General features: G+C 72.9%; 17 protein-coding genes, 1 pseudogene and 1 riboswitch. Of the genes and pseudogenes, 12 read left to right on the forward strand and 6 right to left on the reverse strand.

Translation table 11 applies throughout. The features are described from left to right. The first annotated feature begins 55 nt into the window (after nucleotides 1–55). A complete protein-coding gene (locus tag ACTWJ8_RS37440; RefSeq protein ID WP_443261925.1) occupies nucleotides 56–886 on the forward strand; it encodes an aldo/keto reductase in 831 nt (276 codons plus the stop codon). Nucleotides 887–898: 12 nt separating this feature from the next. Here the strand turns inward: ACTWJ8_RS37440 and ACTWJ8_RS37445 are convergent, their stop codons facing one another. Together ACTWJ8_RS37445 and ACTWJ8_RS37450 are read right to left on the reverse strand one after the other, a co-directional pair. After that, nucleotides 899–1,507 carry a histidine phosphatase family protein gene (locus ACTWJ8_RS37445; RefSeq protein ID WP_443261926.1) on the reverse strand — a complete coding sequence of 203 codons (609 nt, stop codon included), beginning with the start codon at nucleotides 1,505–1,507 and terminating at the stop codon, nucleotides 899–901. A gap of 70 nt (nucleotides 1,508–1,577) precedes the next feature. After that, nucleotides 1,578–2,273 (reverse strand): type 1 glutamine amidotransferase domain-containing protein, encoded by a 696-nt coding sequence (locus ACTWJ8_RS37450; protein ID WP_443261927.1) that lies wholly within the window; start codon nucleotides 2,271–2,273, stop codon nucleotides 1,578–1,580. 105 nt (nucleotides 2,274–2,378) lie between these two features. On the opposite strand from ACTWJ8_RS37450, the gene ACTWJ8_RS37455 reads away from it, so the two are divergent. Together ACTWJ8_RS37455 and ACTWJ8_RS37460 are read left to right on the forward strand one after the other, a co-directional pair. Beyond that, nucleotides 2,379–3,125 carry an IclR family transcriptional regulator gene (locus tag ACTWJ8_RS37455; RefSeq protein WP_443261928.1) on the forward strand — a complete coding sequence of 249 codons (747 nt, stop codon included), beginning with the start codon at nucleotides 2,379–2,381 and terminating at the stop codon, nucleotides 3,123–3,125. Nucleotides 3,126–3,135: 10 nt separating this feature from the next. Next, nucleotides 3,136–3,220, forward strand: a riboswitch (ZMP/ZTP riboswitch). Nucleotides 3,221–3,279: 59 nt separating this feature from the next. After that, nucleotides 3,280–4,146 carry a bifunctional 5,10-methylenetetrahydrofolate dehydrogenase/5,10-methenyltetrahydrofolate cyclohydrolase gene (locus tag ACTWJ8_RS37460; protein ID WP_356372578.1) on the forward strand — a complete coding sequence of 289 codons (867 nt, stop codon included), beginning with the start codon at nucleotides 3,280–3,282 and terminating at the stop codon, nucleotides 4,144–4,146. 10 nt (nucleotides 4,147–4,156) lie between these two features. On the opposite strand, the gene ACTWJ8_RS37465 is transcribed toward ACTWJ8_RS37460, so the two are convergent. Then, the gene (locus ACTWJ8_RS37465; RefSeq protein ID WP_443261929.1) at nucleotides 4,157–5,119 is read right to left on the reverse strand and encodes a zinc-binding dehydrogenase; all 963 of its coding nucleotides are present in this window, start codon (nucleotides 5,117–5,119) and stop codon (nucleotides 4,157–4,159) included. Between the two features lie 88 nt (nucleotides 5,120–5,207). On the opposite strand from ACTWJ8_RS37465, the gene ACTWJ8_RS37470 reads away from it, so the two are divergent. Next, nucleotides 5,208–5,828 (forward strand): TetR/AcrR family transcriptional regulator, encoded by a 621-nt coding sequence (locus tag ACTWJ8_RS37470; RefSeq protein WP_356372574.1) that lies wholly within the window; start codon nucleotides 5,208–5,210, stop codon nucleotides 5,826–5,828. Between the two features lie 386 nt (nucleotides 5,829–6,214). After that, on the forward strand, nucleotides 6,215–6,373 hold the full coding sequence (locus tag ACTWJ8_RS37475) for a hypothetical protein (protein WP_356372572.1): 159 nt from the start codon (nucleotides 6,215–6,217) through the stop codon (nucleotides 6,371–6,373). Here the strand turns inward: ACTWJ8_RS37475 and ACTWJ8_RS37480 are convergent. Then, entirely contained in the window at nucleotides 6,354–6,713 is a 360-nt protein-coding gene (locus tag ACTWJ8_RS37480; protein WP_443261930.1) for a YybH family protein, read from the reverse strand. The two genes, ACTWJ8_RS37475 and ACTWJ8_RS37480, sit on opposite strands and share 20 nt — an antisense overlap. A 105-nt stretch (nucleotides 6,714–6,818) precedes the next feature. Here ACTWJ8_RS37480 and ACTWJ8_RS37485 point away from each other — a divergent pair, with 105 nt between their 5' ends. Then, nucleotides 6,819–7,694, forward strand: coding sequence for a LysR family transcriptional regulator (locus ACTWJ8_RS37485; RefSeq protein WP_443261931.1), 876 nt, complete (start codon nucleotides 6,819–6,821; stop codon nucleotides 7,692–7,694). Between the two features lie 34 nt (nucleotides 7,695–7,728). On the opposite strand, the gene ACTWJ8_RS37490 is transcribed toward ACTWJ8_RS37485, so the two are convergent. Together ACTWJ8_RS37490 and ACTWJ8_RS37495 are read right to left on the reverse strand one after the other, a co-directional pair. Then, on the reverse strand, nucleotides 7,729–9,429 hold the full coding sequence (locus tag ACTWJ8_RS37490; RefSeq protein WP_356372567.1) for an amidohydrolase: 1,701 nt from the start codon (nucleotides 9,427–9,429) through the stop codon (nucleotides 7,729–7,731). Nucleotides 9,430–9,603: 174 nt separating this feature from the next. After that, nucleotides 9,604–10,623 carry an Lrp/AsnC family transcriptional regulator gene (locus ACTWJ8_RS37495; protein ID WP_443261932.1) on the reverse strand — a complete coding sequence of 340 codons (1,020 nt, stop codon included), beginning with the start codon at nucleotides 10,621–10,623 and terminating at the stop codon, nucleotides 9,604–9,606. A 215-nt stretch (nucleotides 10,624–10,838) separates the two neighbouring features. On the opposite strand from ACTWJ8_RS37495, the gene ACTWJ8_RS37500 reads away from it, so the two are divergent. The 6 genes and pseudogenes from ACTWJ8_RS37500 to ACTWJ8_RS37525 all read left to right on the forward strand — a co-directional run bounded on the left by ACTWJ8_RS37500 (nucleotide 10,839) and on the right by ACTWJ8_RS37525 (nucleotide 17,192). Beyond that, complete coding sequence (locus ACTWJ8_RS37500; protein ID WP_443261933.1) at nucleotides 10,839–12,254, forward strand: MFS transporter; 1,416 nt, start codon at nucleotides 10,839–10,841, stop codon at nucleotides 12,252–12,254. Beyond that, nucleotides 12,251–13,474, forward strand: coding sequence for an amidohydrolase (locus ACTWJ8_RS37505; RefSeq protein ID WP_443261934.1), 1,224 nt, complete (start codon nucleotides 12,251–12,253; stop codon nucleotides 13,472–13,474). The genes ACTWJ8_RS37500 and ACTWJ8_RS37505 overlap by 4 nt, the downstream gene beginning before the upstream one ends. A gap of 426 nt (nucleotides 13,475–13,900) precedes the next feature. Further along, on the forward strand, nucleotides 13,901–15,037 hold the full coding sequence (locus tag ACTWJ8_RS37510; RefSeq protein WP_443261935.1) for an LLM class flavin-dependent oxidoreductase: 1,137 nt from the start codon (nucleotides 13,901–13,903) through the stop codon (nucleotides 15,035–15,037). Beyond that, nucleotides 15,034–15,420 (forward strand): annotated as a pseudogene (locus tag ACTWJ8_RS37515) (GNAT family N-acetyltransferase); the annotation flags it as partial. The gene ACTWJ8_RS37510 and the pseudogene ACTWJ8_RS37515, both read left to right, overlap by 4 nt. Nucleotides 15,421–15,531: 111 nt before the next feature. After that, a complete protein-coding gene (locus ACTWJ8_RS37520; RefSeq protein WP_443265109.1) occupies nucleotides 15,532–16,431 on the forward strand; it encodes an amino acid ABC transporter permease in 900 nt (299 codons plus the stop codon). Further along, nucleotides 16,428–17,192 carry an amino acid ABC transporter ATP-binding protein gene (locus tag ACTWJ8_RS37525; protein WP_443261936.1) on the forward strand — a complete coding sequence of 255 codons (765 nt, stop codon included), beginning with the start codon at nucleotides 16,428–16,430 and terminating at the stop codon, nucleotides 17,190–17,192. The genes ACTWJ8_RS37520 and ACTWJ8_RS37525 overlap by 4 nt, the downstream gene beginning before the upstream one ends. Nucleotides 17,193–17,209 lie beyond the last annotated feature (17 nt).

The raw sequence follows: 17,209 nt of genomic DNA on the forward strand, positions 1-17,209 counted from the left end.
TGCGCGCGCCCCGCGAGACACAGGACTTGAGTCACCACGTAAGGACACACGAGTCATGAGCAGCACTCCCCAGGTCACCCTCAACAACGGCGTCACCATGCCGCAGCTCGGCTTCGGCGTCTTCCAGGTGCCCGACGACGAGGCGCACGCCGCGGTCACCAGCGCCCTGGAGGCGGGCTACCGCAGCATCGACACGGCCGCCCTCTACAAGAACGAGAAGGGCACGGGCCAGGCCATCGCCGACTCCGGGCTCGCCCGCGAGGACGTCTTCGTCACCACCAAGCTGTGGAACACCGAGCAGGGCAGGGACTCCGCCCTGCGCGCCTTCGACGCCTCCCTCGACCGGCTCGGCATGGACTACGTCGACCTGTACCTGATCCACTGGCCGGTGCCGTCGATCGACAAGTACGTCGAGACGTGGCAGGCGTTCGAGGAGATCCTCGCCAGTGGCAGGGCCCGCGCCATCGGCGTCTCCAACTTCCTGCCCGAGCACCTCGACCGGCTCGCCGCCGAGACCTCCACCGTCCCTGCCCTCAACCAGATCGAGCTGCACCCGCGCCTCCAGCAGAGCGAGCTGCGCGCGTACGACGCCAAGCACGGCATCGCCACCGAGGCCTGGTCCCCGCTGGGCCGCGGCAACGGCGTCCTGGACGACGAGACCGTCACCGCCATCGCGGGCAAGCACGGGCGCAGCCCCGCCCAGATCGTGCTGCGCTGGCACCTCCAGCTCGGCAACGTCGTCATCCCGAAGTCGGTGACCCCCGCCCGTATCCGCGAGAACATCGCCGTGTTCGACTTCGAGCTCGACGCCGACGACATGACCGCGCTCGCGGGCCTCGAGACCGGCGAGCGCGTCGGGCCCGACCCGGCCGTCCTCGGGATCTGAGCGACCCGCGCCTCAGGGCGCGTACGGCTGCCCCTCCCACAGCCGAAGCTCCCAGCCGAGCTCCGGCGCACCGGTGAGGGCGACGATCCCGGTGTTCGACAGCGGGCGGGCCGCGACGAAGTCCACGTCGACATTGCCCGCCCGCGCCGCCGTCCACGTCCGGATCACGGCGCCGTGGCTGACCATGGCCACGGTGTCCGCGCCGGTCGCCGCGGCCTCGGCCACCACCTCGTCGAAACGGCCGAGCGTCTCCACCCCGTTCTCGGCGCCCGGCATCCGGCGCGCGGTGTCACCCGCCGACCAGGCGAACGCCGTGGCCAGGTACGCCCGCGCCGCCTCCTCGTCTCCGCGCATCTCCAGGTCGCCCGCCGCGATCTCCCGGATGCCGTCCCTGATCGTCACGTCGAGCCCCGTCGAGTGGGCCAGCGGCTCCGCCGTCAGCTGGGTGCGCACCAGTGTGGACGCGTACAGGGCGTCGATCCGCTCGTCCGCCAGCGCCCGCGGCAGCGCCGCCGCCTGCTCGAGCCCGAGCGGCGTCAGACCGGGGCCCGGCACAGCCGAGTCGAGCAGCCGCTTCAGGTTGGACGGGGTCTGGCCGTGACGGATGAGCAGCAGACGCATGCGGGGAGAACCTCCACGAGACGGACGGAACGCTTGAGTCCACTGTGACATCCGCGGCGGAGATACGTGGTCAGTCCAGCTTTTCGAGCAGCGCGGTCGCGAGCGGCGCGGACGACGCCGGGTTCTGCCCGGTCACGAGGTTCCGGTCGACGATCACGTGCGGCGCCCACGGCTCACCGACCCGTACGTTGATCCCGGCCTCGGTGAGCCGGTCCTGGAGCAGCCAGGCCGCCTTGTCGGCGAAGCCGGCCTGCGCCTCCTCGGCGTTGGTGAACGCGGCGACGTCGTACCCGGCGAAGGCGTTTCCCCCGTCGTCCTTCGTGGCGGCCAGCATCGCGGCCGGGGCGTGGCACACGATGCCGAGCGGCATCCCGGAGTCCAGGGCGCGGGTCAGCAGCGCGCCGGAGTCGGCGTTCACCGACAGGTCCTCCATCGGGCCGTGGCCGCCCGGGTAGAACACGGCGTCGTAGTCGGCCAGGTCCACCTCCTCCAGCTTCACGGGCGATGCCAGCTCCGCGTTCGCGGCGACGGCAGCGGCCATCCGGTCCGCGTTCTCCTGGCCGTCGTTGAACTCGGGCGCCAGACTGCCCGCGTCCACGGTGGGCACGACGCCGCCCGGCGTCGCCACGACGACCTCGTGCCCCGCCTTCTTGAACACGTCGTACGGGGCGATCGCCTCCTCGGCCCAGAAGCCGGTGGGATGCCGGGTGCCGTCGGCGAGGGTCCAGTGGTCGGAGCCGGTCACGACAAAAAGGATCTTCGACATGGGGATGCTCAATTCCGCGGGGATACGTCGGTCCGGTGCAGTCCTGCCACCTACGAAGGTAGGGCCGGGGCCCGCGGACGACCAACGGTGGGCTACCGTGCCCGCGTGACGGAGCGGATCGAGGCGGTGGAGCGGGCGGCCCTCGTCCTCCGGCTGCTCGCGTCCGGGCGGCGGCCCTTCGGCACGCCCGAGCTGGCCCGCGCGACGGGCCTGCGGGACCGCTCCCTGCACGGCATCCTCGGCACCCTGGTCACGGCGGGCCTGGTGGAACGGGACCCGGCCACCGGCAAGTACCGCATCGGCGCGTCCCTGCTCCATCTGAGCAACGGCGGCATCGACACCAACGAACTGCGCGCCCGCTCCCTGCACAGCGCGGACACCCTCGCCGCCCGCAGCGGCGCCTCCGTGTGGATCGCCACCCCGCACGAGGGCACGGCGCTCGTCGTCCACCACGTCTTCCGCCCCGACGACAGCGCCCAGGTCCTCCGCCTCGGCGACCGCCTGCCGCTGCACGCGTCGGCCGTCGGCAAGACCCTCCTCGCCTTCGACCACGAACTCGACGTGCCGGAGAAGCTCCCCGCCCTCACCGACCGCACCCTCACCGAACGCGCCGCGCTGGCCGCCGAGTTGTACGAGATACGCCGCCGCGGCTGGGCCGCGTCCGTCGACGAGCACATCCCGGGGACCACGGCCATCGGCGCCCCGCTCCGCGACGCGTCGGGCCGCACCGTCGGCGCCCTCAGCATCGCGGGCCCCACCTCCCGCCTCACCGAAGCGGGCCGCGCACGCCCGCACCTGGCCGCCGAGGTCACCGACGCCGCGGGGGAGATCGGCGAGGCACTGCGGCGCTGAGCTACAGTGCGACGTGGGCCGTGACTGGCGCTGAGGTGGAGCACCACCGGGGAGCGGCCCCTCGACACACGAAGCCGTACGCCTGGGCGATGGACTCCGCAGGGGGTCCATGACGCACGGAATCCCTGGGTTCCGCGACGCCCCGGAGGCAGCGATGACGACCACTTCCACCGCACGGCTCATGGACGGCGCCGGGCTCGCCCGCCGCATCGTCGAGCAGACCGCCGCCCGCGCGGCCGAGTTCACCCGCCGCACCGGCGGCAGCCCGTGCCTCGCCACCGTCCTCGTCGGCGACGACCCCGCGTCCGCCACGTACGTCCGCATGAAGCAGGCACGCTGCGCGAAGGCCGGCATCAGGTCCCGGCACGTGCCGCTGCCCGCCGCCACCACGACCGCCGAACTCGTCGGCACGCTCACCGAGCTGTCCCGCGACCCCGACGTGCACGGCATCCTGCTCCAGCACCCCGTGGGACCGCACATCGACGAGCGCGCCGCGTTCGAGGCCATCGCCCCGGAGAAGGACGTCGACGGTGTCACCCTGCACTCCTTCGCCGCGATGAGCTTCGGCCTGCCCGGCTTCGAGTCCTGCACGCCGGGCGGCATCATGCGGCTCCTCGACGCCTACGACGTGGACCTCGCGGGGAAGCGGGCCGTCGTGGTGGGCCGCAGCGCGATCCTCGGCAAGCCGGTCGGCATGCTGCTGCTCGCCCGCGACGCCACGGTCACGTACTGCCACTCCCGTACGAAGGACCTGTCGGCGGCCGTCAGGGAGGCCGACGTCGTCGTGGCAGCGGTCGGGAAGCCGCGGCTCGTGCGCGGCGAGGACATCAAGCCGGGCGCCGTGGTGCTCGACGCCGGGTACAACCCCGGGAACGTCGGCGACGTCGACTTCGACACCGCCGTCGAGCGGGCCGGCCTCATCACCCCGGTGCCCGGCGGCGTCGGCCCGATGACCATCGCCGTGCTCCTGGAGCAGACGGTCGAGGGCGCCGTGCGGCAGGCCGGGCTCGACGGCGTCTGAGGCCGGGCGGCTACGGAACCAGGACGATCCTGCCGAACGCCTCGCCCGAGTCCATCATCCGGTGGGCCCGCACGGCCTCGGACAGCGGCAGGGTCGCGTGGATCACCGGCTCCACGGGGACGGTTCCCGTGAACAGGTCGGCGCGCACGGCGTGTTGGGCGGGCGCGGGCACGATGTCGGCGCTGAACGTGGCGAAGGACGTCGACTGCCGGAACGCCGCCGTCATGTGTCCGGCGAGATCGGCGGGCGGCGGGCCCGCGACCATGCCGACGGCCACCAGGCGGCCGCCCGGGTTGAGCAGGTCGAGGAAGGCCGGCATGTCGGGTCCGGCGATGATGTCGACGACGACGTCGTAGCCGGTCGGGGCGTCGTCGGTGGTGGTCGCGCCGGAGCGGTCGAGGACGTGGGTCGCGCCCAGCTTCCGCAGCCGCTCGCCGCGCTCGGCCGACGACGTCGTGACCGCCACCGCGCTCGCACCGGCGCGCGCCGCGAGCTGCACCGCCGGGATGCCGAGGCTGCCGGCCGCGCCGCGCACCAGGACGGACTCGCCGGGCGCGAAGTGGGCGTGCCGCAGGGCGAAGTGGGCGGTCACGGCGGAGGTGCCGAGCGTCACGGCGTCGGCGCCGGACAGGGCGTCGGGCAGCGCCATGACCGCGTCGACGGGGGCCACGGCGTGCTCGGCGTAGCCGCCGCCGATGCCGGTGAACGCCCACACCCGCCGCCCCACCCACGCGTCGTCCACGCCTGTGCCGACGGCCGTCACGGTGCCGGCCACCTCGCTGCCCGGCACGTGCCCCGACGCGAACTGTCCGTACGCGGCGAGGGCCCCGCTGCGGATCAGGGCGTCGACGCCGCCGACGCCGATCGCCTCGACGGCGATCAGCACCTCGCCGTCGCCCGGCGCGGGCGTCGGCAGCTCCACCACCTCCATGCCCTCAGGACGTCCGAACTCCCGGATCGCGATGGCCCGCATGGTGTCTCCTTCGTGTCGCCGGTCCTCGGGGACCGGGGGCTTTCGGACGTTAGTGGACGCCCCCGTCCGTTTCGGTAAAGTGAGAGAGGTGACCGAACGTTTGCCTCACACGCTGCGCTCCGACGCCCGCGACAACCGCGACCGCATCCTCGACGCGGCCCGCGCCCTGTTCGCGTCCGACGGCCTGAACGTGCCGATGCGGGAGGTCGCCCGGCGGGCCGGGGTCGGCCCCGCCACGCTCTACCGGCGCTTTCCGACCAGGCAGGACCTCGTGACCGAGGCGTTCGTGGAGGAGATGCGGGCGTGCCGGGAGCTGGTCGACGAAGGGCTCGCCGACCCGGACCCGTGGCACGGTCTCTGCCACGTGATCCGGCGGACGTGCGAGCTGCACGCCGGTGACCGCGGCTTCAACGAGGCGTTCCTGTCGGCGTTCCCCGACTCCGCCGACTTCGCCGAGAACCGTGCGTACACCCTGAGGGCCATCGCCGAGATCGCCCGCCGCGCCAAGGCCGCGGGCCGCCTGCGCCCCGACTTCGTCCTGGACGACCTCGTCCTGATGCTGATGGCCAACCGCGGCATCCAGGCCCCGACCGCCCCCGCCCGCCTCGCCGCCTCCCGCCGCTTCGCGGCCTTCGTGATCGAGGCCTTCGCGGCGTCACCTGACCACCGGGGCGAGCTGCCGCCGGTGGCACAGCTCTCTTTCGGGTGAAATCGGCCCGGGGGAGTGCTGCTCGCAGACACCTCCTGACCTGTGACACCGCCCTTTCCGGGCGGGGAGTGCCGATTGGGGGAAGCCGAGTCGGTCCTCGGGAGCCCGCGAGGTGTGCTGCGAGGGTCGATGAATGGCGGACGCGCGAGCAGGAGCACGGATTCCAGAAGGCCGCGGCCGACCATCTCGGCGCCCGCCACGTGGCCGCCATGCTCGAGTCGTACGGCGTGAACTGCGTGTTCGACGTCGGAGCCAACGTCGGCCAGTACGGCAGGCGGCTGCGGCAGTTCGGGTACACGGGATGGCTCACGGCTCGACGGCCTGATGGACAAGGCGCTCGACGGGATCGACGACCCGCGGCCCTACCTCAAGAGGCAGCCCCCCGGATGTCCGAGGCCCTCGCCCAGTACGAACAGGAGGGGTTCGAGGTCACCGGGATGTACCCGGTGACCCGCGAGAGCGGCACCGGTCGGGTCCTCGAGTTCGACTGCGTCCTGATGCGCGCCACCGGGACACCGGGCGCGGTCAGCTCGCGGGAGGCGTGAACTCCGGCTGGTCCAGGACGCGGAGCCAGCTGCCGTCGGGCTGGCGGCGGACCACCTGGGCGCGGGCGCCCGTGCCGTCCTTCGGGGGCGTCGACGTCAGGGCGATGTCGCCGCTGATCAGGGTCGGCAGGGGCTGCTCCGGCTCGAAGCGGGGGCGGTTCGCCAGGACCTTCTCCCACAGCACCCGGATCGCCTCGCGGCCGACCGTGACCTCGCCCGGCGGGTAGGCGAGCACCGCGTTCTCCTCGTAGAGCGCGGCGACCCCCGCCGCGTCGCCCGCGTTGGACCGCTCGACGAACAGGCGGGTGATGTCCTCGGGGCGAGTGGCCTTCTCCTGCATGACGGGCTCCTCCGGAGTCGGTGTGGCGGCTCGATGACTCCAGATTCGGCCTCCGGCAGTCAGAAGTCCAACAGATGGTTCTGCTGGGAACTAGAATTCTCAGTCATGGAGATGAGGCAGCTCGAGTACTTCGTCGCGGTCGCCGAGGAGCAGAACTTCACCCGCGCCGCCGAGCGCGTGCACATCAGCCAGTCCGGCGTCAGCGCCCAGATCCGGCAGCTGGAGCGCGAGCTGGGCGCCGAGCTCTTCGACCGCTCCGCCCGCACCGTCACCCTCACCGTCGCGGGCAAGGCCGCACTTGAACACGCCCGCGCCGCGCTCGCCTCCGCCGGCACCATGGGCCAGGCCGTGGCCGAGGTCAACCAGCTCGTCCGGGGCCGGCTCGCCATCGGCATGGTCATCGGCTGCACCGTCACCCCGCTGTTCGACGCCCTCGCCGCGTTCCACACCGCGCACCCCGGCGTCGAGCTCTCGCTCCTGGAGGACAACTCCGACCGCCTCGTCGAGGGCGTCCGCCGCGGCGACACGGACCTGGCCCTCATCGGCGCCGCCGACACCGTCCCCGAGGGCCTCGCCGCGCACACCATCATCGACGAGCGGCTCGTCGTGGCCGTACCGCACACCCATCCGCTGGCCCGCCAACGGCGCGTACGGCTACGGGACCTGACGGAGCATCCGCTCGTCTGCATGCCGCCCGGCACCGGACTGCGCGCCGTCCTCGACGCGGCCTGCGCCGCCCAGGGCCTGCGCCCCGCCATCGCCCTGGAGGCGAGCGCCGCGGACGCGATCGCGGCGCTCGCGGGACGCGGGCTCGGCGTCGCCGTCCTCAGCGAGTCGATGGCGGCAGGACACCAGGACCGGCTCACCGCCCGCCGCATCGACGACGTCGACCCCCCGGCCCTGCTGGCGCTGGTGTGGAAGCCCGGCCACAACCCGGCGCTGCGCGAGCTGTTGACGCATGCGCGGGAGGCGTTCGGATGAGACGGGGAGGGGCCGGCGCCCCTCCCCGTGGCCTCTACAGCGCCCCGTACTCACCCACCCGTCGCCCCGCGACCCACGTCTGCAGCACCTTCGTCTGCCACACCGCACGCCCGGACGGCAGGTCGAACGGGTCCGTGTCCGTGAGGACGAAGTCGCCCCACTTGCCCGGCTCCAGCGTGCCGAGCACATGCTCCTGGTGCGCCGCGTGCGCCGGCTCGAGCGTGAACGAACGCAGCGCCTCCACCGGCGTCATCGCCTGCTCCGGATACCAGCCGCCCGCCGGCTTCCCGTCCCGGTCCGTGCGGGTGACGGCGGCGTGCAGGCCGTCGAACGGGTTCTCCGACGAGACGGGGAAGTCGGAGCCCGACGGGAGATGCGTGCCCTGGTCGATCAGCGTGCGCCAGGCGTACGCGCCCTTGATGCGCTCGGGCCCGATCCGGTCCTCGGCCATGTTCATGTCGTCGGTGGCGTGCACCGGCTGCATCGACGCCACGATGCCGAGCTTGCGCAGCCGCGGGATGTCCTCGGGCGAGAGCACCTGGACGTGCTCGATCCGGTGCCGCATCCCGGCGTCCCCGACTCGCCGGAACGTCTTCTCGTACGCGTCGAGGACCACCCGGTTCCCCCGGTCGCCGATGGCGTGCACCGCCGACTGGTAGCCGCCGCGCACCACGCGCTCGACCCGCCGCTGCAACTCGTCGGGCTCGACCTGGAGCAGCCCGCTGGTGCCGGGGTCGTCGGCGTACGGGGCGAGCAGCGCGGCGCCGTGGCTGCCGAGCGCGCCGTCGATGTACTGCTTGACGGTGCGGATGCGGACCATGTCGTCGGCGTACGAGTCGGTGCGGGCGTCGGCGCCGATGTCGGTGAACGCCTCGTACGACAGGAACGCGTTGACGCGGATCGTGAGCGCGCCCTCGTCCGCCAGCTGCCGCAGCACGACGACACCGCTCGCGTCCGTCCCGGCCTCCGACACGGACGTCATGCCGACACTGCCCAGCTGCTTCTGCGCGGCGAGCGCACGGGCGCGCACGTCGTCCAGCGTGGGCTCGGGCAGCTTGTCCTCGACGAGCGCCTGGGCGGCGTCGATCAGGACGCCGGTCGGGTTCCCGGCGCCGTCGCGGACGATGCGCCCGCCGTCCGGGTCGGGGGTGTCCGCGGTGACGCCGACGGCCTTGAGGGCCGCCGTGTTGGCGACGCCCGCGTGCCCGTCGACCCGGCCGAGCCACACCGGCCGGTCGGCCACGACCGCGTCCAGGTCGGCGGCGTTGGGCAGCCTGCCGAGGCCCCAGACGACCTCGTTCCAGCCGCGGCCGAGTATCCACGCGTCGTCCGGGTGCGCGGCGTCGTACGCGGCGAGCCGGTCCATGGCCTCCTTCAGGGACCGGGTGCCGACGAGGTTCAGTTCCACGGCGAGCGCGCCGAGCCCCCACAGATGCCCGTGCGCGTCGTGCAGGCCCGGCAGCAGGACCCGGCCGCGCCCGTCGAGGCGGCGTACTCCCTTGGGGGCCGCGCCGACGTCCAGCGCGGCGACCCGGCCCTCCGGTGTGAGCAGCATCCGCGAGAATCTGCGGAGCTTGCCGCGCGAGAGCGTGTACCCGCGCACGTTGTCCACGAGCAGCGGACCGTCGCCCTTGGCCGGACGGGACGCGGCGGACGCCGGCCCGGCGAACGTGCCGGACATCGCCACCGCGGCGGCCCCGGCGCCCGCGAGCTGGAGGAATCGCGCGCGGGACATGCGCGGCGTACGGGGCGTGGGACAGCAGGACTCACACATTCGGGCTCTCCTCGCAACAAAGTTTCCGGCCAAGGGTGTTGACCGCGAGATGATCGAATCGCTGTCCGAAAACTAAGCAGGCGTCACCCTGGGGTCAAGATCCCTTACGCTCCGAAATGAGATTCCTGGCGTGTGTCACCACGGCCGGATCGGGCGCACCCCCACGCGTCGGCCGGTGTCGTCCAGGAGGTGACCCATGCGCTTGACGGTGTGCAGGCCGACGATGCGGTCCGTGATCTCCAGGGTCGGCTGGCGTGCGCACAGGGTCGTCTCGCGGCGCTGGATGTCGCCGAGGTCGTGCACCCACAGGGTGGCGAACACGTTCGCGCGACCGGTCACCGCCGCGACGAGGCGGCACTCGGGCAGCGCCGCCAGCGCCCGGTGGACGGCCGCGATGTCACGGGCCGGCACGCGGCCGAGCAGCGAGACCGGCAGCGGGCGGCCCGCGAGGGCGTCCGCCATGTCGCAGCGGAACGTGAGGACACCGGACTCGGTGAGCCGGCGCAGACGGCGGCGGACCGTGGCCGGGCTGGTGCCGGTGCGCTCGGCGAGCACCGCGAGACCGAGGCGGCCGTCACCGACGAGGGAGTCGAGCAACGCGCGGTCCACGGCGTCGAGTTCGACCGTCGCGGCCGGTTCCGGCGCCCGCGCGCCCGCCCGGCCGAGCGCGCTGAGCTGCGTCGGGTCGAGCGAACGGAGCCGCCAGCGGCTGCCCTCCACGTAGAGGGAGGTGGCGAAGAGACAGTCGACCGCGACGACACCCGGCAGTGTCTCGAGGCGGGTGGTCAGGAAGCGGGTGAGCGCGGGCAGATCGGGGGCGAGGACGTCGATGAGCAGGTCGGCGCTGCCGGGACCCGTGAGCTCGATCGTCACCGCCTCCTCGTGCGCGCACAGCTCCTGCGCGATCCGCGACCGGGTGCCGGGCCGGCAGCGCACCAGGACGAACGCCGTGCAGCGCGTCCGCGAGAACTCCCGACCCGGAGCCCCGTACACCCAGGCAAGACCCTCCCCGGTCAGCCGCTCCCAGCGGCGGGCGAGGGTGCTCGCCGTGACGCCGAGCGGCGGGGCGAGGTCCGCCCAGGAGGCGCGGGGCCGCAGCTGAAGGGCGTTGACGAGGGCGAGGTCCAGCTCGCTCGCCGTGACCGTTTCGCGCATCGGGTGGCCCCTCCCTGCTCGTTTCCGACGATTCCGCGGACCGGTGCGACCGCTGCCCGCACAGTAGCCAGCGCATTCGATTCCGGCCAGGCGGGTCGGCAGCGCCGATGTCGCCGTCAGAAGGGACGTCTCCTATGGGCACAGACCCTGTGGGCACAGATTCCGTGGGACCAGCTCCCGCGGTCACGGTTCCCGCACGTACGCGCGGATCGGTCGTGGGCACCGGGCGCGGCATGCTGGGCGCGATGGCCGTCGTCGTCGTGTTCAGCGGCGTCGTCCAGGGCTACCTCACCCCGCTGCTCCCCGAACTGGGGCAGCGGCTCGGCATCGGCGGGGTGGCGCAGAACAATCTGTATCTGCTGTCGCAGTGCGCCTTCGCGGTGCTCACACCGCTGCTTTCGCGCCTCGGCGACCTGTACGGGCACCGGCGGCTGCTGCGGGTTGCGCTCACGCTCGTCGCGGCGGGCTCCCTGCTGATGGCGGTGTGGCCCTCCGTGGTGACGCTGGCCGTGGGCATGGTGCTCCAGGGCTCCGTGGTGGGCTTCTTCCCGCTGCTGGCCGGAATCCTGCGCTCCCGCGCCCCCGAACGCGGCCGCACGGGCATGTCGCTCCTGGTCGGCGCGCTGCTCATCGCCATCGGCGTCGGCGGCCTCGTGGCGGGCGCGCTCAGCGAGCGGCACGCGGAGGCGGGGCTGTGGGCGGCGGTGCCGGTAGCCGTCCTCGCCCTGATCGCCGGGTTCGTGCTGCCGGACAGCGACGGCGAGTTCGGCGGGCGCTTCCACTTCGGCGCGGCGGCCCTCCTGACGGTCGGCCTCGTGGCACTGGTCCTCGTGCTCGCGCAGGGCGGAAGCTGGGGCTGGACGTCCGCGCGCTCGCTGGGGACGGGCGCGCTCGCCGTCGTCGTGTTCGTCGCGTGGGTGACGGTGGAGCGCCGCACGGCGCAACCGCTCGTGAGCGTGTCCATGCTGCGGGACCGGCTGCTCGCCGTGGTCAGCGTGCACACCTTCTGCGCCGCCTTCGGCACCATCGGCTTCCTCGGCGCGAACGCGCTGTTCCTCGGCGCCGAACCCGCGACCGTCGGCTACGGCATGGGCCTCGGCCCGCAGGCCATCGCGACGGTGTCCCTCGCCATGGTCGTGGCGGGCTTCGCCGGCTCCACGGCCACACCGAGGCTCGCCCGCCGGATCGGCGACCGTGCCGTCCTGGCCGCCGGAGGAGCGCTGATCGCCCTCGGCTTCCTCGGCGTCGTCCTCCTGCACGCCACGCTCCCCGGGTACGTGGCGTCGGTGCTGCTCGTCGGCCTGGCCACCGGTGTCTTCGAGTCGATCACCCGGACGCTGTCGGCGGAGATCGTGCCCGAGCGGCAGACCGCGCTGGCCGTGGGCATCAACGAACTCGCCCTGTCGCTCGGCGCGGCGATCGGCGCCGCCGTCATCGGCGGCCTGTTCTCCGCGCACCAGCGCGCGGGCCGCATCGCGGAGTCCGGCTACGTGTGGAGCTGGGGCGTGTGCGCGGCCGTCGCCCTGATCGGCGGCGCCCTCGCCCTTCTGTACGGGCGGAGCGCCCCATCGAAGGAGACGCCCGCCGCCGGCCACCCCATGACACTCGACCCGAAGGAAGGCCTCGTATGACGACACACCACGACACCACCATGCAGGCCCCCGCGCGCGACGACGTGACCCGCGCCGTCCGCGACCGGCGCGACGACCTGATCGCGCTCAGCCACAGCCTGCACGCCGAACCCGAGACCGCCCTCCAGGAGCACCGCTCGGCCGCGAAGATCGCCGAACTCCTCGCGTCCGCCGGGTTCACGGTGCGCCGCCCGCTCGACGACCTGCCCACCGCGCTCGACGCGACATACGGCGACGGCGACCTCGTGCTCGCCTTCTGCGCCGAGTACGACGCCCTGCCCGGCCTCGGCCACGCCTGCGGGCACAACGTGAACGGCGCCGCGTCGGTCGGCGCGGCGCTCGGGCTCGCGGCCGTCGCCGACCGGCTCGACATCACCGTACGGCTCATCGGCACCCCGGCGGAGGAGGACATCGGCGGCAAGGTCCTGCTCATCGAGGCGGGCGTCTTCGACGACGTCGCCGCCGCGTTCATGGCACACGCCGCGGCCGAGGACTCCGTCGGCGCCTCCTCGCTCGCCATCGGCGCCTGGGACATCACCTACCGGGGCCGCCCGGCCCACGCGGCCCTCGCCCCGTGGGAGGGTGTCAACGCGCTCGACGCCCTCACCGTCGCCCAGACCGCGATCGGCGTGCTGCGCCAGCAACTGCCGCCGGGCTCCCTCGTCCACGGCGTCATCACCGACGGCGGCAGCGCCCCGAATGTCGTGCCCGACACCACACGCGCACGCTACGAGGTGCGCGCCCCCACCGTCGAGCAGCTCACCGCGGTGCAGCGGCGGGTACGCGCGTGCTTCGAGGCGGGCGCCCTCGCCACCGGCGCCACCCTCGAACTCACTCCGCACGGCCGGGACTTCGCCGACCTCCGGCAGGACCCGTTCCTCACCGAGGCCTACGCGGCGGCGGCCCGCTCCCTCGGCCGTGCCCCGCGCCCCCGGCACGGCGACACCATGGCCTCCACCGACATGGGCAACGTCTCCCGCCTCCTCCCCGCGATCCACCCCACCATCGGCTACGACACCGGGGGAGCGGTCCAGCACACCGCCGAGTTCGCCGCCCACGGCACCTCACCCGGCGCCGACCTCGCAGTCATCGACGGGGCGACCGCGCTGGCCCTCGCCGCCGTGTCCGCGGCGACGGACGCGGCGCAGCGCGACCGGCTCCTGACCGGTGTCACCGAGCGCCGCCGGTCCGGCCGACAGGCCGCGGAGGGCCGCGCCTGACCGTGCACCGGGGTCGAGAGTGACCCCCAACACCGCCCGCCGGGCCGCCCGATGGCGGTCCGGCATGCGGTCGTGACTTGACGAACGCCCCCACGAGCTGGTCAATTGTTCCCATGACTGCCCAGCGCTTGGTCTCGCGCGACCACATCGACTTCGGTCGGGTGTGGTCCGCGGCGTGTTGCGCCTGAATCGGCAGCGGGCCCTCTGACCGGCCCTCTTCTTCCCGCGGTCCCCTCGTGACCGCACCCCTCGCCTTCCGGTGACCCCGTCGCGGGCCGGTTCCCGGTACCTCGCGCGCTGCCGACGCCTCTCCCTTTCCTCTCCCTTCGACTCGTCATCGGTATGACGGGTCGTCAATCCCGCCTGCGCGCACGGCTGTTCCGGCCTGCCCGCACGCGGTCGACACGCCTCCGAAAGGCCCTTTCCATGCCCGTGGAATTCCTCGGCATCGCCGCCACCAACGACGGGTCGGAGACGACCCCGCGCTCCGGCGCCGCCTTCGACAAGGACTACACGCTCCGACTCGCCCGCGCCCACGAGGACCACGACTGGGACCGCGTGCTGTTCGCGTACGGCTCCGGGTCGCCCGACCCCGCCCCCGCCGCCGCGTACATCGCGAGCCGCCTGGACCGGCTCCAGATCCTCCTCGCCCACCGGCCCAACGTGGCGTACCCGACGTTCGCCGCCAAGACCTTCGCCACCCTCGACCAGATCAGCGAAGGACGCCTCACCGTCCACTTCATCACCGGCGGCAACGACCGGGAGCAGGGCCGCGAGGGCGACACCCTCACCAAGGACGAGCGCTACGCCCGCACCCGCGAGTACATCCGCATCGTCAAGAAGATCTGGACCACCCACGAACCCTTCGACCACGAGGGCGAGCACTACCGCTTCCACGACTTCGTCAGCGACGTCTTCCCCGTCCAACAGCCGCGCCCCGGCGTCTCGTTCGGCGGATCGTCGCCCGCCGCCTACGCCGCCGGAGGAGCCGAGGCCGACATCTACTGCCTGTGGGGAGAACCGCTCGCGAAGACCGCCGAACAGATCGAGACCGTGAAGGCCGCGGCCCGCGCCGCGGGACGCACCGACGTGCCGCGCATCCAGGTGGCCTTCCGTCCCATCATCGCCCCCACCGAGGAACTGGCCTGGGAGAAGGCGCACCGCACCGTCGGCGCCATCAAGGACCGCACAGCCCGCGGCGAGCGCATCGGCAGGCGCCACCACGGGCAGGCCAGGCCGGAGAACACCGGCTCCCAGCGGCTCATCGCCATCGCCGAGGCCGGCGAGCGCTACGACCGCGCCCTGTGGACGCCGACCGCCGCCGCGACCGGGGGAGCGGGCAACTCCAACGCCCTCGTCGGCACCCCCGAGACCGTCGCCCAGGCCCTCCTCGACTACTACGACCTCGGCGTCGACATCCTCTCCGCCCGCGGCTACGACCTGCTGGACGACGCCATCGACTTCGGCCGGTACGTCATCCCGATCGTCCGCGAGGAGGTCGCCAAGCGCGACGCCGAGCGCGCGGCCCGCGCCGCCGACACCACCGCGGCGGTGGGCGCATGACCTCCCTGGCCCAACCACCCGCGGGACCGGGTGAACTGACGGTGGTTCACGTCCCCGTCTCCGACCCCCGCGTCGAACCCCTGCTGCGCGAACTCGGCGACGAGTACTCCACCCGCTACGGCAAGGACGCCCACGCCGAGATCGCCCGCTACCCCGACGAGGAGTTCACGCCCGAGCACGGCGGACTGCTGCTCCTGATCCTGGAGGACGGCGATCCCGTCGCGGGCGGCGCCTTCCGCCGCCACGACGACGAGCGCACCGCCGAGCTGAAGCGCATCTGGACCCACTCCGCGCACCGCAGACGCGGCCTCGCACGCCGCGTCGTCCAGGAGTTGGAGCGCGAGGCCGCCGGGCGCGGCTACCGGCGGATCTACCTGACCACCGGGCCGCGCCAGCCCGAGGCCCGCGCCCTGTACCTGGCCGCCGGATACACCCCGCTGTTCGACACCGAGGCCGACCCGGAGACCATCGGCCCGCTCCCGTTCGAGAAGGACCTGCCCGCGAAGGACGGCGCCGGGGCCCCCGAAGGCGGCCCCGCCTCGCTCACGGTCGTCCCCGTCCGCCACTACGCCCGCTGGGTGGCGGCCGCCGCCGTCCTCGTCGTCGTGGCCCAGCTCCTGCACGGGCTGCTCACCAATCCCGTGTGGGAGTGGAACGTCTTCAGCGAGTACGTGCTCTCCGAGACGATCGTGCAGGCCGTCTGGGTCACCCTCCAACTCACCGCGTACGCCACCGTCCTGGGCTTTCTGCTCGGCACCGTCCTGGCGTTCATGCGGCTCTCGAAGAGCCCGGTGCTCCAGTCCGTGGCGTGGACGTACATCTGGATCTTCCGGTCCATCCCGATGATCGTCCAGCTCGTGTTCTGGTTCAACCTCAGCGCGCTCTACAAGGAGTTGGGCCTCGGCATCCCCTTCGGCCCGGTGTTCTGGTCCGTCGACAGCAACAGCCTCATCGGCACCATCGGCGCCGCCGTCATCGGACTGACCCTGCACCAGGCCGCGTACGCCGCCGAGATCGTGCGCGGCGGAGTCCTCTCCGTCGACGGGGGACAGCTGGAGGCCGCCGCGGCCCTCGGCATCCCGCGGCTGCGCCAGATCCGCAGGATCGTGCTGCCGCAGGCCATGCGCGCCATCCTGCCCACGGCGGGCAACGAGATCATCGGCCTGCTCAAGGGCACGTCGGTCGTCTACGTGATGTCCATCGGCGAGCTCTTCTACCAGGCCCAGGTCATCTACGGCCGCAACGGCCGGGTGATCCCGCTGCTGCTCGTCGCCACCGCCTGGTACGTCGTCCTCACCTCGCTCCTCTCCATCGCCCAGCACTACGTCGAACGCCGCTACAGCAGGGGCGTCACCACCCCGAAGACCCCGCGCGCCCTGGGAGGCCGTCGATGAGCAGGCCCATGGTGGACATCCAGAACGTCCACAAGAGTTTCGGACCGCTGGAGGTGCTGCGCGGCGTCGACCTCCAGGTGCGGGCCGGCGAGGTCACCGTGATCCTCGGCCCCTCCGGGTCCGGCAAGTCCACGCTGCTGCGCACCATCAACCACCTGGAGAAGGTCAACAGCGGCTGGATCAGCATCGACGGCGAACTCATCGGGTACCGCCGCTCCGGCGGCAAACTCCACGAACTGCGGGAGAAGGACGTCCTGAAGCAGCGCACCCACATCGGGTTCGTCTTCCAGGACTTCAACCTCTTCCCGCACCTCACCGTCCTCGAGAACCTGATCGAGGCCCCCGTCTCCGCGCTGCGCCGCCCGCGCAGGGACGCCGAGGACACCGCGCGGAAACTCCTCGAACGCGTCGGGCTCGGCGACCGCGCCGACGCCTACCCGCGCCAGCTCTCCGGCGGCCAGCAGCAGCGCGTCGCCATCGCCCGCGCGCTCGCCCTCGAACCGAAGGTGCTGCTCTTCGACGAGCCGACCTCCGCGCTCGACCCCGAACTCGTCGGCGAGGTTCTCGACGTCATCAAGGACCTGGCGAGCACCGGCACCACCATGATCGTCGTCACCCACGAGATCGGCTTCGCCCGCGAGGTCGCCGACACCGTGGTCTTCATGGACGGCGGAGTCGTCGTCGAGCAGGGCACCCCCGCGGCCGTCCTCGACACCCCGCGCCACGAACGCACCCGCGCCTTCCTCTCCAAGGTCCTCTGACCGCTTCCCGCCCTGCC

This window comes from Streptomyces sp. SDT5-1 (assembly GCF_052245995.1).
In the GTDB taxonomy this organism is placed as follows: Bacteria; Actinomycetota; Actinomycetes; order Streptomycetales; family Streptomycetaceae; genus Streptomyces.